This window comes from Streptomyces sp. NPDC001070, from assembly GCF_053598835.1.
On sequence record NZ_JBSFLB010000003.1, the window covers coordinates 93,925 to 109,062 of the forward strand.

The window sequence follows — 15,138 nt, forward strand, 5'->3', positions numbered from 1 at the left end:
CTGGCGGGTGTCTTCCGACGGCGGCGTGACATCGGGTGGTCGGACGGCTTCGATGGGTTGTCGCCTGCTCGAATCAGTCCGCCGCTGCACCGAGGTGTGCCATGTCCGTTGTCCGCAGGGCCCTTGTCGTCAGCGCTCTGACCGGCGTGCTGCCGGCCGGCGCCGTCCTCTGCCAGTCAGTGGAGTGACGCCTGCTGGTGCAGGCCCGGGATCGCGAGCCGGTTCGCCAGCAGGAGCTGGTTGTACGCCACGACCTGCGTGAAGAAGAGCGGGATGGGGATCGTCAGCCCCGGCGGCAGCGGGGGCGGCGTGTCCGGGGTGAAGGTGACCGGGAGCAGGCCGAGGAGGTTGCCGCTGAGGACGCGGGTGAGCAGGACGACCGGATGCCCGGTCGCGGTCGCGGTGCCCCAGGGCGTGCCGTCCGACTCCAGTTCGCCCTGGCAGGGGGCCCACGGAGCCGGCTCGGGGGAGACGTGGCCGATGCCCGGCAGGCCGATGTCCAGCAGGGGCAGGCCGATCCCGGGGAGGCCGTGGAAGGGCGGGGTCCAGTCGCCCGAGCGGCGGCGGGCGCAGGCCGGGGAGAGCAGAGGGGCGGTCTGGCGGAGGCTCGCGATGTCGACGCGCCAGGCGGTGAAGACGAGGACGCGCTCCGCGCCGGCGCGGGTGGGGAGTTCCGTGATGCCGTGGTACGTCAGCCCGGTCAGCACCAGCAGCGGGGTGAGGACCCGGAACGGCTGCTCCGCGGCGAGCCCGTGGCCGCCGTAGCGGGCGGCGCCGATCGTCAGCTCCAGCGAGACATTCGGCAGGCACCAGGGGGAGTCCGGGGTGCCGAGGCGGATGCGGGCGGGGAGCAGGGAGAGCGGTTCGTCCATGCCGCCGTCGGTGGGGCGGCGGGGGACGACCAGGTCCAGCAGCGTGTCCGGGCTGACCTTGTCGCCGGAGAGGATGCCGGTGGGGGGCGCGCCCGCGGACGGCGCCGGGATCTCGGGGGCGGTACGGCGGGCGGACCCGTCCCCGCGGGGTGCGGACGGCGCGTACGAGGTGGCCCCCCGCCGCGGCTGCGGCGGTGCTTGCGACGACGGCTGCCGGCCCCGCAGTCCCAGCAGGTCGCCCACCGCCCCGAGCAGCCCGCCCGACGGCGGCTGCGGCGCCGCGCGCTGCGACGGTACGGAGGTCGGGCCCGGGCCCTTCGCGGAGGGGGAGGGAGAGGGGGAGCCGGTGCCGCCCGGCGAGACGTCGAGGGAGCCGCGGTCGGGGGGCGGGGGCTGCGCCTCCACGCCGGGGTTGAGACCGTCCGGGGCCCGGTTCCTGGCCTTCCCCGTGGCGGTGCCCGTGCCGTGCACGGTGGGGTTGCGTGCGTGGTACAGGCCGCCCAGGACGTCGCACACGGCCTCGCGGGCGCTGCGGTGGCCCCCGGCGGAGTTCGCCGTGGCGGCGTCGCCCTTGGGGGAGCCGCCGGGGGCCACGTTCATCGGCGCCATCGGTTGCAGCCCGCCGGCCAGCAGCGCCCCGCCCACCGGGAGGGCGCCGATGGCCCGCAGCCGTACGGCCCGGTTGCGCAGCGCGGTGCGATCGGCCGGCCGGCCGGCACCTGCCCCGGCGCCCGCCCCCGCCATTGCCCCTGCCGCGCCCCCGAGCGAGGCCGTCCCCAGCGACGAGGCCGTGGGCGGTGCCGGCTCCCCCGTACCGCCGCCGGGGGGAGGCGTGGGGGCCGGGGGCTCGTCCTCGCCGCCCTGCGGGGAGGCCGGGCCCGGCCCCGCGGCGCCTCGGCTGCCGCCCCCGCCGCCCCAGTCCGGCACCGGCCGGGCTCGCCTGCTGCGGCCGCCGTTCCCGTCCTCGTCCGGCACCCAGCTGACGGCCATGGCGCCGCCGATGACGCCCAGCAGGAAGCCGATCAGGAATCCGCCGAAGTTCGACAGCACGAGCGAGGCGACGGAGAAGACCAGGGTCGCGATGCCCGCGAAGGCGCGGTAGTGCGGGGCGAGCCACAGGGTCAGGCCCAGGACGACCAGGAAGACCCCCATGAGCAGGCCGGAGACACCGGCGATGCCCTCGTGGATCATGAGAGAGAGCGGGGCGAGCGGGATGGAGAGGATCTCCACGCCGGCGAGGAGGGTCCACACGCCGGCCCAGAAGGGGCGGCTGCGGCGCCAGGCGCGGAAACGGGACCTGAGGGTCCTGGCGCGGCTGAGCATGCGGGTCATGGTGGGCGTCCCTCCTAGAAGCAGGAGTGGTCGCCGCGCAGCACCTGCATGTGCAGGCCCGGCAGCCGGAACGTGGCCGCGCTGACCGACCGCGTCGTCTGCCGCAGGTCGCGGACGCGGATGCTCGTGGCCTGCTGTGCGAAGGCCCCGGGCGGGCCCTGGACGCCGGGGACCTGGTCCACCGTCGAGGCGTCCTGGCCGATGTGGATGTTCTCGAAGACGGCGTCGCCCGTGAGGTCGTGGGCGTCCGCGATGAGGCGGTCGGCCCGCGCCGGGTCCGCGGTCAGCCGCAGGGTGACCGGGCCGATGACCGGGACGGGCTGGACGACGGACTGGCACAGGTCGTGGAGGGTGGCCCGGCGGATACCGGACAGCGCCTCCGGATAGACCTCGTCACGGCTGTGGTCGAGGACGCCGAACTGGACGAAGCCGTCGCCCTCCAGGAGCGAGGAGGAGATCTGGAAGCTCCCGCCGGCGACGGTGAAGGAGTTGGCGGAGACCCCGAAGGACGCGGCCAGTGCGCCGGTGGCCATGGTCGCGACGATGGCGCCCGCGGTGGCGAAGGTCGGCACCATGACGAGGGCGAGTCGCTTCCAGTCGGTGCGGCCGGAGGCGTCGACGGCGGCCTGGGACGTGGCGGGCTCGGTGGTCAGCACACCCGGTCAACCGTGGGAAAGTCTGATCGGTCGCTCGGCTCCGGTCCGTAATCACTCCAACAGCCCTATGCGCTCGCCCATTCGGGTCAGAAGCAGGGCTTGGCGCCCTTGCTGACCGTCAGGTGCAGGCCGTTCAGCCGGAAGGTCGCCGCGCTCACGGACTTCGCGGTCTGCCGCAGGTTGTCGATGCGGACGCTCTCGGCCTGCTGCCCCAGGGCCCCGGCCGGGCCCTTCGCCCTGCCCTCGGCGTTCGTCCTGGAGGCGTCCACGCCGATCTGGATGTTGTGGAACTCGGCGTCACCGGCCAGGTCGGCGGTGTCGACGATCAGCTGGTCGGCGTGGACGGGCTTGCCGTCGCCGCCCGCGGTGATCCGCAGGGAGACGTTGCCGAAGCCGGGGACGGAGCCGACCACGGACTGGCACAGGTTGTGCAGGTCGGCCGAGCTGATGGCGGAGACGGCCTCGGGGAGGTCGCCCTCGTCGGTGTTGTCGACGGTGACGTACTGGGTGAAGCCCGTGCCGGTCAGGCTGTCGGCGGCGACCTGGATGTTCTGGCCGGACAGCGCGGTCATGGCCGGTGAGATCGCCAGGGACACGGGCACCACCCCGGCGCCGACGCCGACCGCCACGGCCGTGGCGACGGCGAGGGTCGGTATCAGCACGACGGCCGTCCGCGTCCAGCTGGTGCGGCCGGACGGACGGGGGCCGGAGCGGCTCGTACGTCGTATCAGCGGACTCACACGGCCATTGCAACCCCGGCCGGGGGACCCGGCAACCGGAGTCAGCGGTGGCGGCCGCCCCCGGGGTCCTGGTACGGGGGCTGGACCTGCGGATGCCACCCCTGTTGCGGCGGCACCTGCGGGTGGCGCGGCCCCCACCGCTGCGGGTACGCCCCCGGCTGCGGCTGCCAGGGTTGCGGTTGCCCGGGCTGCGGCTGCGGCTGCCACGGTTGCTGTTGCTGTTGCTGTTGCTGTTGCTGTTGCTCTTGCTGTTGCCACGGTTGCGGCTCCGGTTGCCACGGTTGCGGCTGCGGCCACCCCTGGACCTGCGGATACGGCCCGTACGGCGTCCCCGGCCGGGGCGCCGCCCAGTGGTACACGGGCGGGAACGGCGGCCGGATGACGTAGGCCGCATGGGTGAGCGCGGGCTGGGCGACGGCCTTGCGCTCCCACAGGTGGTGCAGCAGCTCCTGCTCCCGCGCCTGGAAGTCGGGACCGGCGGCGCCGCGGTTGGCGCGGGCGCGCAGGAAGGCGAGCGAGGTCGCGAAGGACACGTACTCGCGTACGGTACGGGCGGCGTCCTTGCCCTGCGCGCCGCGGGCGGCGGAGCGGGCCAGGCCGCGGCCCTTCATGGAGCCGATGGCGGCCGGTTCGGGCAGGGTCAGCCAGCCGGCCATGGCGTACAGCGGCAGCTGGGTGCGGATGGTCCTGAGCTCGTTCGAGCGGGACCAGATCGCGAGCCAGACCAGCAGGCCGAAGAGCGGGATCATCAGCGTCGCGTACACGGCGAGGAAGCCGAGCGGGCTGAGCGAGGCCGAGCCGTTCCAGGTGCCGTGCAGGGTCATCGCGAGCAGCCAGCCGCCCAGCGGGGCGAGCCAGCGGCGGGCCTGCCGGGGGCGGGAGGTGGCGGCGATGGCGAAGCCGATGCCGGTGAGCGAGGTGAACAGCGGGTGCGCGAAGGGCGTCATGACGATCCGGACGACGAACATCGCCGCGGTCGTGCCCAGCCCGCCGTCGGTCCCGTACGCCTGGTCCTCGGCGAAGCCGGAGCCCAGGTAGAGGATGTTCTCGGTGAAGGCGAACCCGGTGGCGGTGAGCCCGGCTATGACGACGCCGTCGACGATCCCGGTGAAGTCACGGCGGCGGAAGAGGAAGAGCAGCAGGACGGCGGCACCCTTGGCGCTCTCCTCGACGACGGGCGCGACGAAGGTGGCGCCCCAGATGTCGCTCTGCGAGTCGCTGGCCGTGAACGTCGTGGCGAGCAGTTCGGTCGCGTACTCGTTGGCGAGGATGGCGACCAGCGTGGCGGCGCACGCGCCCCAGGCGAAGGCGAAGACCGCGTCGCGCAGGGGGGTGGGCTCCACCCGGTCCAGCCACAGGAAGGCTCCGGCGAGCAGCGGGACCGGCAGGATCGCCAGGACGAGGCCGACCAGGAGGCCCTCGGTGCCGGTCTGGCGGCGTACCAGGGCGAGGATGATCACCCCGCACAGGGCGAGCACGGCGAAGAGCGCCACGAGCCGGAACGTCTTGTTCTCCCAGAAGTGCCGGCGCGGCTTGTAGTGCCACTGCCCGGGCGCGGGCAGCGCGAACTGCGGTTGCTGCTGGTGTTCCGGATACTCGGGTACGGACGGCTGGTCGGCCGGGCTCGGGAGGGGCGAGTCGGGCGTATGCGAGTACGAGGACACCCAATGACCTTACGGGTCGGTGACCGCGTGGCGCGATGGTGTTACGGATTACCGCGCAGCCGGACGTTCACCGGCGTTCGAAGATCAGGTCGTGGACGACGTGGCCCTTCGCGATGCCCTGGCGCTCGAACTTGGTCATGGGGCGGAAGGCCGGGCGCGGCTCGGCGTACCCGCTCTCGGTGTTGTACGCGTTGACCAGGCCGGGCTCGGCGTTCAGCACCTCGAGCATCTGCTCGGCGTACGGCTCCCAGTCGGTCGCGCAGTGCACCGTCGCGCCCGGCCGCAGCCGCGACACGGCGAGCGCCACGAACTCCGGCTGGATCATCCGGCGCTTGTGGTGCCGGGCCTTGGGCCAGGGGTCGGGGAAGTAGACCCGCAGACCGGCGAGCGAGCCCGGGGCGATCATGTCGCGCAGCAGGACGACGGCGTCGCCGTTGGCGACCCGGACGTTGCGCAGGCCCTCGCGCTCGGCGAGGTGGACGAGGTTGCCCTGGCCGGGGGTGTGCACGTCCGCGGCGAGGATGCCGGTGCCGGGGTCGGCGGCGGCCATCGCGGCGGTGGCGTCACCCATGCCGAAGCCGATCTCCAGGATCACGGGGAGGTCCGGGGCGAGGGCCGCGTCGGCGAACAGCTTGCCCAGGTCCAGCGGGGTGCCGTCGATGTCGACGCCCCAGTCCGCCCAGCGCCGCTCCAGCGCGGCCCGCTGCCCGTGGGTGACCCGGCCGCGGCGCGGGTGGAAGGTGCGGATGCGCTGCTCGGTGTGCGCGTCCGGATGCGGGTGGGAGGCGGGGCCGCCCGGGAAGTGGGGGGTGCGGGGCTTCGACATGATGCCTCGATTTTACGTACGCCCCAGCACCTCCAGTGCCCTGCGGGCGATCTCCCGGCCGATCGGCAGCGAGGCCGTCGCGGCGGGCGAGGGGGCGTTCAGCACGTGGACGAAGGGTCCGCCGCCGGTGATGAGGAAGTCGTCGACGAGCGTCCCGTCGCGCAGCACGGCCTGCGCCCGCACCCCGGCCTCCGCCGGGACCAGGTCGTCGGCGGTCACGTCGGGCAGCAGCCGCCGGACGGACTCCACGAAGGCCCGCTTCGACAGCGACCGGCGGATCTCTCCGGCCTCGTAGCGCCAGTGGCGGCGGGCGATCCGCCAGGTGCCGGGGAACGCGGCGGTCTCGACGAGGTCGCGGGGGCGCACGGTGCGCCGCCGGTAGCCCTCGCGGGCCAGGGCGGGGACGGCGTTCGGGCCGACGTGCACGGAGCCGTCGACGCCGCGGGTCAGATGCACGCCGAGGAAGGGGAAGGCCGGGTCGGGGACGGGGTAGACCAACCCCCTCACGAGGTCGGCGCGTTCCGGGCGCAGCTCGTAGTACTCGCCGCGGAACGGCACGATGCGGACGCCGGACGTGTCCTCCCCGGCCATGCGCGCGATGCGGTCGCAGTGCAGGCCCGCGCAGTTCACCAGCGCTTTGGCCCGGACGGGCGGCCCGTCGTGGGGCTCGACGACCACGGTCCGCCCGTCGCGGTGGATCGCGCGGACCTCCGTGCCGTACGCGATGCGCGCGTCGGCGCGACCGCCCTCGGTCGTGAGGCGGGCCATGGCCGCGGCGACCGCGGTGAAGTCGCACACCCCCGTCGTGCCCACGTGGATCGCCGCCGGCCCGCGCACGTGTGGTTCGTGCTCGGCGATCTGGGCGGGGCCCAGCTCGCGCACGGGGATGTCGTTCTCCCGCCCACGCTGGGCGAGGGCGTGCAGACGCGGCAGCTCGTCGCGCCCGGCGGCGACGATCAGCTTGCCGGTCACGTCGTGCGGGATGTCGTTGCGGGCGCAGAACTTCACCATCTCGGCGGCGCCTTGAGTCGCGTACCGGGCCTTGAGCGAACCGGGGCGGTAGTAGATGCCGCTGTGGATCACACCGCTGTTGTGGCCGGTCTGGTGGCGCGCGGGGCCGTCCTCCTTGTCGAGGACGAGCACGGTCGTGCCGGGGGACGCGCGGGTGAGGGCGTACGCGGTGGAAAGGCCGACGATGCCGGCGCCGATCACGACGACGTCCGCTGCCTCCATCAGTCTCCTAGCGAGGAAACCACCGGCTTCCACCGGTGGGGGAATCGCTTCCCTGGCCTGTGGCGCGTTGTGTCCGTCCCGCAAGGGACCGGTCCGGGCTGGACCGCAACCCTCGGCTCGGAAGCCCCCTCCTTCAGGTGGGGAGCGGAGTCACATGCCCGATCATCCTTGTGGTGACCCACGCGAGGGCCGGGCAAACCTGCGAGGCGCGTCGCGATCCGGGCCCGAACCGAAGAACGATGCCCGACGTCCCACGGTTTCCCCGGGTCCGTGACCGGGGGAGGCCGCTCGGGGAGCCGGGACGAAGCGCACGCCCTCCCAGTGGTGGTGTAGCCGCCGTCGCGGCGGCCAGGGCTTCGCCCGGCGCCATTGCGTCCGCCCACGTGCCTGCGGTCCCGTCGACCTCGCCGCATGCGGCGCCGGCAACGTCACCGCACGCACCACTACTGGGGTGCCGCGCTCTGTGCAGCCTCGTAGGTCAGTTGAGTGTGCGACCGGGGACCTTGGCAGGAGGAGCCACCGGTTGGTGGCAACGTCACCATCCGGCGCGCGTGTTGCTTGCCACCTTCGGGACCCGGTGCGGGGGCGGCGCGGAGCATGTGGAACCCTGACGCCTGAATTGCCCTCGCCTATCCGGTCGCCCGGTGCCGTGGCGCCTGGCGCGGGGGCTTGACCGCGTGGCGGCTGCACTGCCGCCACGCCACTGACCCTGGACATTGACCGAGAGGACCAGATGCCCCCTGCATGGCGTCTAGCCGTCATACCCGCCGCAGCGCTCACCGCGCTCGGCGCGGCGGCCCCACAGGCCGCCGCTGTCACACCCACCAACAGCACCAGCGTCACCTGGCACCTGTCCTACCAGTCCAACGCCGGCGGTTACCTCAAGGCCACCGGCACCGCCAACGGTCCGGCGGGCCGGATGGTGGACTTCCAGCGGTACTACTCGGGCGCGTGGCACACCCTGAAGTCCGGAACCACCACCTCGACGCACACCTTCTCCATCAAGACCTACAGCAACAGCGCGGCCACCTACAAGCTGCGCGTGTACGTCCCGGCCTCGGGCAGCTACAAGTCCAAGGCGGGTGTGACCACCAGCATCACGACCCACCTGAACAGCACCAGCGCCCAGCTGTCGGTGCCGAGCACCATCACCTGGGGTCGCACCGCCACGCTCAAGTTCACCGGGACGACCTTCGACTCCACGCGCACGGTCTACCTGCAGAAGCTGAGCAGCGGCAGCTGGACGAGCATCACGTCGAAGAAGGTAACCGCCTCGAAGGCAGGTACCTGCATCAGCGGCTCGACGGCCAAAAACCTGTGCACCACGTTCAGTTGGGCGGCGCCCTCGTGGGGCACCACCACGCTGCGTGCGGTGGTCGCGAAGACCTCACTGTCCTCGGCCGGGGTCTCCAGCGAGCACCGGAGCACGGTCGTGCTGGCCTCCCCGTCGGTGGTCACCGGTGAGGCGTTCGACACTGCGAGCGCGCCGAGCCTGGCCACCATGAACGCCTGGTGGGGCACCTCGCCGTACAAGGCCGTCGGCGTGTACATCGGCGGTGTCAACCGATTCGACACCACCCAGGCCAACCTGACCCCGGACTGGGTGACCAGCGTCTCGCAGACCGGCTGGAAGCTGATACCGACCTACCTGGGCTCACAGCCGTACTGCACCACCAACACCGCCAAGAAGGTCCGGTTCGACGCGACCACAGCCAAGGCCCAGGGCTCCGCGGACGGTGCCGATGCGGCGAAGGCCGCCGCGGCTCTCGGCATCCGCAGTGGCAGCCCGATCTATGTGGACATCGAGAACTACGACGCCCGCGACACCATCTGCAGCCAAGCGGTGCTCACCTACGTCCGATACTGGGACCTGGCGGTGCACAGCCATGGCTACTGGGCCGGTTTCTACAGCAGCGGCGGCTCCGGCGTTGCAGACATGGCCAAGGCGGCGAGCGCTGACTCGCCGGCCACCAGCCTGCCCGACGTGATGTGGTACGCGGACTGGAACCACAAGGACGACACCACCTCCACCAGCTACGCCTACCTGCCCTCCACTGTGTGGACCGGACACCGGCGCGGCCACCAGTACGAGACCTGCCCCACCACGAACTACTGCACCAGTGAGACCTGGGGCAGCGACCCGAAGGCTCACAGCCTGGACCACGACGCCTGGGACGCCCCCGTCGCGATCGTCGGCTGAGGCCTGACCTCGAGGCTGCACCTGCCGGCTCCCGGCCCTTCCCACGTCTTCGACGGAGGGGCCGGGGTCGGAGGGTGCATTCCGGACGCTGCGACATGTGTGCGCGCTTGTCCGGGCCCGCTCTTCGTGCCGCCCGTACGCACGTACATGTGCGGTCCGGAATGCCCCGCCCCGGAGCCCCGGTCCCGCCCCCTGAGGCTCCCTGGTCCCGGAGGCCCGGTACGGGGTCCCGGGGCACGCCCGCGACACGGCGCCCGGTCCAGGGCAACCCTGCCCGGCCATGGCCCCCGCTACGCCGGAGCGGCCAGCAGGGGCCGCGCCCGTTCGCGCAGCTCCGCGACCCGCGGCTCGTTGCCGTACGGTTCGAGCCGGTGCAGGAGGTCCCGCACGTACTCCGTCGTCCGGGCCGAGGAGATGCGCCCGGCGACCTCGACCGCCTTGACCCCGGCCGCGCATGCCGCGTCCAGGTTGCCGGACTCGAGCTCCGCGACCGCGGAGACCACGAGGCGCAGGCCGTGGGACCGCACGAACTCCTCCGTGGGCTGGGCGAGCGCCGTCTCCGTGAAGCGGCGCACCTGGCCGGGCACGCGCAGGTCGCGGTAGCACTCGGCGGCGTCGGCGGCGAGGCGGTCGTAGGAGTAGAAGCCGAGCCAGGGCGGGTCTGCGTCGCCGTCGCGGGCGCGGTCGAGCCAGGACTCGGCGGCGGCCAGCGCCGTCGCGCACGTGGCGCTCTCGCCCGCCTTGGCGTGGGCGCGGGCCTCGACCAGGTGGAAGAAGGACATCGTCCGTGCCGTGGCGAGGCCGCGGTTGCGTTCCAGGGCGGCCTGGGCCAGGTCGACGCCCTCGTCCGCGAAGCCGCGGTATGTGGCCTGCAGCGACATCGACGCCAGCACGTAGCCCCCCAGGGGGACGTCGGCCGCGGCGCGTGCGAGTCGCAGCGCCTGGATGTAGTACCGCTGGGCGGCCTCCTGCTGGCCGGTGTCGAAGGCCATCCACCCGGCGAGCCGGGTGAGTTCGGCGGTGGCACCGAACAACGACCGCCCGACCTCGTCGGAGTACGAACCCAGCAGCAGTGGTGCCGCCTCGACCCGCAGGCACTCGGGCACCATGCCGGAGCGCCAGTCGCCGCCGCCGTACTTGGAGTCCCAGCGGCGGGCGTCCTCCGCGGCCTCGCGGAGCTTGGCGACGTCGGAGTGGCCGACGTGGTGCGTGCCCGGGGCGGGGTCCTCGCGGGCGACGCGGGCGTCGGCCGGGGTTATCAGCCATCGGGACGCCGGGGTGACGTACGCGCTGACCGCGAAGGAGCCGGCGAGGCTCTGCCAGATGCCGCCGCCGCCCGGGCCGCGTCGGCCGGGGTCGAGTTTCCACAGGTCCGTCGCGGACTTGACGGCCTCCCCGACGTCGCGCGGGAAGGCGAGGCCCACTTCGGGCGCGGGGTCGGCGTCGGCGAGGCCGATCTCGTGCAGCGGCACGGGACGGCCGAGCTTGCTGCCGATGGCCGCCGCGATCAGGTGCGGGGCGGCGCCCTGCGGCACCATGCCCTTGGTGACCCAGCGGGCGACGGAGGTCTTGTCGTACCGCAGGGTCAGACCGCGCTGGGCGCCCAGGTCGTTGACCCTGCGGGCGAGTCCCGCGTTGCTGATGCCGGCCAGGGCGAGGAGGGTGCCGAGCTTTTCGTTGGGCCCTCGGGGCTCTTTGGTCATGACCACTACCACCTCTCGCCGTAAGCGCGAGGGCCGCGTACGCCTGCCACGCCTGTCACACCCTCTCGACGCACAACAACGGCTGCCCCGGCACCTCTTGTGGAGGTGTGCCGGGTCCGCCGCCGCCCGGTGGGCATGCGCCGGACCCCGAGCTGCCGGGACCATCGCTTCTCGGGTGAACCCAGCGTAGTTCGCCGTATCCCGCCCGTTAAGAGCTGTTGTCCCGGATGGCGAGATTCCTGCCCTGAATGCGGCCTGACGACTCCTGCTGGTGGCGCGTGCTACCGGCGTATGCGGCTGTGCGCCCATCCGCGCGCTCTGTGCCGATTCGGGCGATCGGGGTTCCATGGTGCCGTGGGTTGGCCCGCGGCTCTCATTTGCGGCTATGGGGGGCGGCGGCGGGTCAGGGGGCTCCGCCACCACAATCCCCGCGGGTGGCGGACCGGCCCGGGAGGCGCGCCACGCCTCCCGGGCCGCGACGCCCACACTTCGCACAACGGACGAATGCGGGCTGCCCGGACAATGACCGGAAGACGACGTTTGGAATCCAGGATCCCGCGTCAAGTGACTTTGATCATCGGGGAGTTGGGCCGAACCGGCCCCGCGCCGGGCCGCGCGTGAAGTGCGGCCCGGCGCTCAACCATGTCCTCATGCGCCTCTTTGTGCGCCGCTCCGTGGCAGCATGTTCATCGGACGGGGCGGCAGTTCTGCCTGCCGCGGGGCCGGTTGGCCACGGTGGCCCACGTAATCCACAACCGGTGGAGGCGGCGATGCGGTGGTTGGTGGGGTGGAGCAGCGCTGCCGTGGGACAGGTGCCCGGCACGCGCGGAGACCGCACACTGCAGCCCGTCGGCGCGCAACTCCTGTGGGGCGACCCCGATCCGCTGTGGATGGTGGGCGACTGGCGCCCCGACGAGGTGCGTGCGGTGCACGCCGAGAACGGTTCCGTGGCGCGGCTGGCCGTGCTGGGCCGTTGCGCCGCCTCCGATGCCGACCTGCGGGTGGGGCTGTTCGCGGCGCGCGGAGGGGCGCTGCGCCATCTGACGGCCTGGGCCGGGAGCTACACCTGCGTCCTGCAGATCGGCCGCCGCATCACGGTGCTGGGTGATCTCGCGGGCGCCCGGCCGGTGTTCCACACCCAGTGGGCGCGCGGCACGGCGTACGGGACGGCCGCGCTGCCACTGGCCGATCTCACCGAGGCCGCCCTGGACGTGACCTACCTGGCCGCGCTGCTCGCCTGCCCCGACTCTCCCGAGGCGCTCGGCGAGGGCACCCCGTACGCGGGTGTGCGCCGGGTGCCGCCCGGGCACGCGCTCATCATGCGCGACGGAGTACCCGAGGTCAGCGGGTACGAACCCACCGCCTCGCTCGCTGTCGCGGGCACCCCGGCGGGCTCCGCCGACCCCGAGCGCGCGATCGCCGGCATACGGGACGCCCTGGTGGACGCCGTACGGACGCGGCTCGCGCAGCCCCGCTTCGTGCCGGACCCCGGGGAGGACCCGGCTCCGGGGATCGGGGCCGACCTGTCCGGCGGCAGCGCGTCCTCCACGCTGGCGCTGCTCGCCGCCGGCCTGCCGGGGATGCCGGGCACGCCGCTCGGGCACGGCTCGGCGGCGGGACAGCGACTGCTCGCGGTGACCTTCAACGACCTCTCCACGGGCGGCGTCCAGGCGGGTGCGGCGGAGCTGGAGCGCGCCCGCAGTATGGCCGCCGACCCCCGGATGCACCACGTCGTGGTGCCGGGCGGCCCGGAGGCGCTGCCGTACGCCGACCTCGACAGCGGGCCGCTCACCGACGAGCCGGGGCCCTCGCTGATCACCGCGGAACGGCACCGGCTGCGGCTGGCGGCCGGCGGCGCCGACCACTTCGTGGGGCACGGCGCCCGGCAGGTGCTGGACGCCCATCCGGCGCGGCTGGCGGATCTGCTGATGGACCGGCGGCGGCGCGGCCTGCTGCGCCCGGTGACGGCGCTGGCGCGGGCGGACGGGCCCTCGGGCCGCTCGGTGTTCGTGCCGTTCACTGTCTACCGGGCGGCCCGGCGGCTGGCGCACACGAGTTATCGACAGGGTGTGGAGGACGTCGCGGCCGGGCTGCTGGCCCGGCGCTTCGAGGAGCACGGGGGCGCGCTGGCCGCGTCGCTTGCGGCTCTCGCGTGGTGCCGGCCGGGGCCGGCGGCGCGCTGGCTGACCGGCGAGGCCCTGGCTGAAGTATCGGTTCGCCTGCAGGAGGCGGCGGCCCGGCCGGGGGCGATGGTGGAGCGCCCCGGTGAGCGCCGGGCGCGGGCCGCGCTGGCCCGGCACGCCGCCGACCACCGGGTCTTCGAGCAGGCCGCCGAGGTGCGCAGCCAGCGGCTGCACGCCCCCTTCCTGGACAACCAGGTGGTACGGGCCTGCCGCGCCCTGCCCGAGACGCTGCGCGTCCAGCCGGGAGCCCGCGCCACGATCCTGCGCTCGGTCCTGGCGGGGGCGGGCATCCGCGACCTGCCGCCCGGCTGGGGTGCCAACTCCCAGGTCTCCACGGCGGTCGCCGTCCGGGCGGGCCTGCGCACGGCCGTCGAGGACCTGCTCGATCTCTTCGACGCCCCGCTGCTCGCGGACGCCGGGCTCGTCGAGGCCCGGGTCGTGCGGGCCGCCCTGCGCGCGGCGGCCGACGGCGAACCGGTGCCGGTGGACGGCCTCACCGACCTGGTCGCCACGGAGGTGTGGCTGCGCCGGCTGCTGGCGCGGCGCGGCTCGTGCTGGACGGGCACGGAGGTCCCGGAACAGCGCGCTGTCGCGGGCGGGGTGCACCGGCTGTCGCTGTAGGCGGCCGCGGGTGCCGTTGGGGGTGGGCTGCCCGGGGGGCAACCGCTGTGTGTGCGGGCCGGGTTCGTGCCGGCGGCAGGGCAGGAGGTGCGGAGGCGGGCGGCGTTCGGCGTCCGTCGGCGGTCGGGGTGGGGAGAGGTGCGGCCGGTTCCACTCCCTCGCCGCGGGTGGATACGGTCCGGGGCCCCGTGCGGCCCTGCCCCGACTGCTGCGCCGGACGGAACTGTTGCCGCGGCGCGCGGTTCACCCCCCTTTTATCCAGGGGGATATGGACGCCGTTGCTCCACATATGTCGGTGGCCGGAAAAGGACCCCGGCGCAGCCCTCCGCGCGGGTCTCCGGGACACTCGGAGCATGCGCATCCGTACCACGGCGGCGGCCCTGTCCGCCGCTGCCGCCTCCGCGGCCCTCCTGGGGCTGGCCGCGCACGCCTCCGGCGCGCCCGCCGACCGGCCCGGGGTCCGCCTCTACGACGAGGCGCTGGGCAAGACGCGCGGCGACGGCGCCACGGTGTGCACCTTCTATCTCAAGGTCGAGGGCTTCGCGCCGGACCAGCCGGTCAACTGGACGGTGGCGTACGCGCGGGGCGAGGACGCGATCGTGGGCACGCTGGTCACGGGCGACCGGGGCACCGGGAGCACCGACCGGATCGTGCTCTCCGACGGGCGGTACCGGTTGCGGTGGGTCGGTGCGGGTGCCAAGCCCCAGCGCTTCACCGTGGCGTGCCCGGACGTGACGCGGGCATCGTCGTCGGGCACGGCGTCCACCGGGCCGTCCACCGGGCCGTCCGCGCCCGCCGGGGCCGTGCCCGGCGTGACGGCCGCGGCGTCCACCGGGCCGGGCACCGGCCTTCCCGCGGCGGGGCTCACGTCCGCGTCGACCGCCGCCGGGCCCTCCGGGCTGACCGCCGGGGTGGCGTCCGCGCTGGCCGCCCTGGGCATCGCCTCGATCGCGGCACTGGTGATGCTGCGCCGCAAGCCCGCGCCGCGCCGGCACCGCCGCGTGTCCGGCTGACCGTACGGCCGGCGCACGGGGCCGGGGCCGGTTCGCGCGCCCGCCCCGCGAGCCCGTGCCGACCCCGGGTTCCGCCCCGGCGGGCCGGGCTGTCG

The 15,138-nt window shown here is 74.0% G+C and carries 10 protein-coding genes; 3 read left to right on the forward strand and 7 right to left on the reverse strand.

All coding sequences use genetic code 11. From position 1 onward, the window contains the following. Positions 1 to 176: 176 nt before the first annotated feature. From ACWDAS_RS04780 to lhgO, 6 genes are all read right to left on the reverse strand, one after another. The gene (locus ACWDAS_RS04780; protein ID WP_450387380.1) at positions 177 to 2,204 is read right to left on the reverse strand and encodes a DUF6114 domain-containing protein; all 2,028 of its coding nucleotides are present in this window, start codon (positions 2,202 to 2,204) and stop codon (positions 177 to 179) included. Between the two features lie 14 nt (positions 2,205 to 2,218). Further along, positions 2,219 to 2,860 carry a DUF6230 family protein gene (locus tag ACWDAS_RS04785; RefSeq protein ID WP_450387381.1) on the reverse strand — a complete coding sequence of 214 codons (642 nt, stop codon included), beginning with the start codon at positions 2,858 to 2,860 and terminating at the stop codon, positions 2,219 to 2,221. An 86-nt stretch (positions 2,861 to 2,946) separates the two neighbouring features. After that, positions 2,947 to 3,600: a DUF6230 family protein gene (locus ACWDAS_RS04790; protein WP_450387382.1), complete on the reverse strand. Its 654-nt coding sequence runs from the start codon at positions 3,598 to 3,600 to the stop codon at positions 2,947 to 2,949. A gap of 41 nt (positions 3,601 to 3,641) precedes the next feature. Next, positions 3,642 to 5,264, reverse strand: coding sequence for a PrsW family intramembrane metalloprotease (locus ACWDAS_RS04795; RefSeq protein WP_450387383.1), 1,623 nt, complete (start codon positions 5,262 to 5,264; stop codon positions 3,642 to 3,644). 67 nt (positions 5,265 to 5,331) lie between these two features. Beyond that, positions 5,332 to 6,090: a tRNA (guanosine(46)-N7)-methyltransferase TrmB gene (trmB, locus tag ACWDAS_RS04800; protein WP_450387384.1), complete on the reverse strand. Its 759-nt coding sequence runs from the start codon at positions 6,088 to 6,090 to the stop codon at positions 5,332 to 5,334. 12 nt (positions 6,091 to 6,102) lie between these two features. Continuing rightward, a complete protein-coding gene (gene lhgO / locus ACWDAS_RS04805; RefSeq protein WP_450387385.1) occupies positions 6,103 to 7,323 on the reverse strand; it encodes an L-2-hydroxyglutarate oxidase in 1,221 nt (406 codons plus the stop codon). A gap of 733 nt (positions 7,324 to 8,056) precedes the next feature. Here lhgO and ACWDAS_RS04810 point away from each other — a divergent pair. Next, positions 8,057 to 9,523 carry a glycoside hydrolase domain-containing protein gene (locus ACWDAS_RS04810; protein ID WP_450387386.1) on the forward strand — a complete coding sequence of 489 codons (1,467 nt, stop codon included), beginning with the start codon at positions 8,057 to 8,059 and terminating at the stop codon, positions 9,521 to 9,523. A gap of 290 nt (positions 9,524 to 9,813) precedes the next feature. Here ACWDAS_RS04810 and ACWDAS_RS04815 read toward each other — a convergent pair whose 3' ends face one another. After that, the gene (locus tag ACWDAS_RS04815; protein ID WP_450387387.1) at positions 9,814 to 11,226 is read right to left on the reverse strand and encodes an MFS transporter; all 1,413 of its coding nucleotides are present in this window, start codon (positions 11,224 to 11,226) and stop codon (positions 9,814 to 9,816) included. Positions 11,227 to 11,996: 770 nt separating this feature from the next. Between ACWDAS_RS04815 and ACWDAS_RS04820 the strand changes: the two genes are divergently transcribed. Next, positions 11,997 to 14,030, forward strand: coding sequence for an asparagine synthase-related protein (locus ACWDAS_RS04820; protein ID WP_450387388.1), 2,034 nt, complete (start codon positions 11,997 to 11,999; stop codon positions 14,028 to 14,030). 353 nt (positions 14,031 to 14,383) lie between these two features. Next, on the forward strand, positions 14,384 to 15,043 hold the full coding sequence (locus ACWDAS_RS04825) for a hypothetical protein (protein WP_450387389.1): 660 nt from the start codon (positions 14,384 to 14,386) through the stop codon (positions 15,041 to 15,043). Positions 15,044 to 15,138: the final 95 nt, after the last annotated feature.

What these genes read in the sequence shown, in the direction of transcription:
- ACWDAS_RS04780 (WP_450387380.1), bottom strand. Translation starts at nt 2,204, where the DNA reads ATGACCCGCATGCTCAGCCGCGCCAGGACCCTCAGGTCCCGTTTCCGC.
- trmB (WP_450387384.1), bottom strand. Translation starts at nt 6,090, where the DNA reads ATGTCGAAGCCCCGCACCCCCCACTTCCCGGGCGGCCCCGCCTCCCAC.
- lhgO (WP_450387385.1), bottom strand. Translation starts at nt 7,323, where the DNA reads ATGGAGGCAGCGGACGTCGTCGTGATCGGCGCCGGCATCGTCGGCCTT.
- ACWDAS_RS04810 (WP_450387386.1), top strand. Translation starts at nt 8,057, where the DNA reads ATGCCCCCTGCATGGCGTCTAGCCGTCATACCCGCCGCAGCGCTCACC.
- ACWDAS_RS04815 (WP_450387387.1), bottom strand. Translation starts at nt 11,226, where the DNA reads ATGACCAAAGAGCCCCGAGGGCCCAACGAAAAGCTCGGCACCCTCCTC.
- ACWDAS_RS04820 (WP_450387388.1), top strand. Translation starts at nt 11,997, where the DNA reads ATGCGGTGGTTGGTGGGGTGGAGCAGCGCTGCCGTGGGACAGGTGCCC.
- ACWDAS_RS04825 (WP_450387389.1), top strand. Translation starts at nt 14,384, where the DNA reads ATGCGCATCCGTACCACGGCGGCGGCCCTGTCCGCCGCTGCCGCCTCC.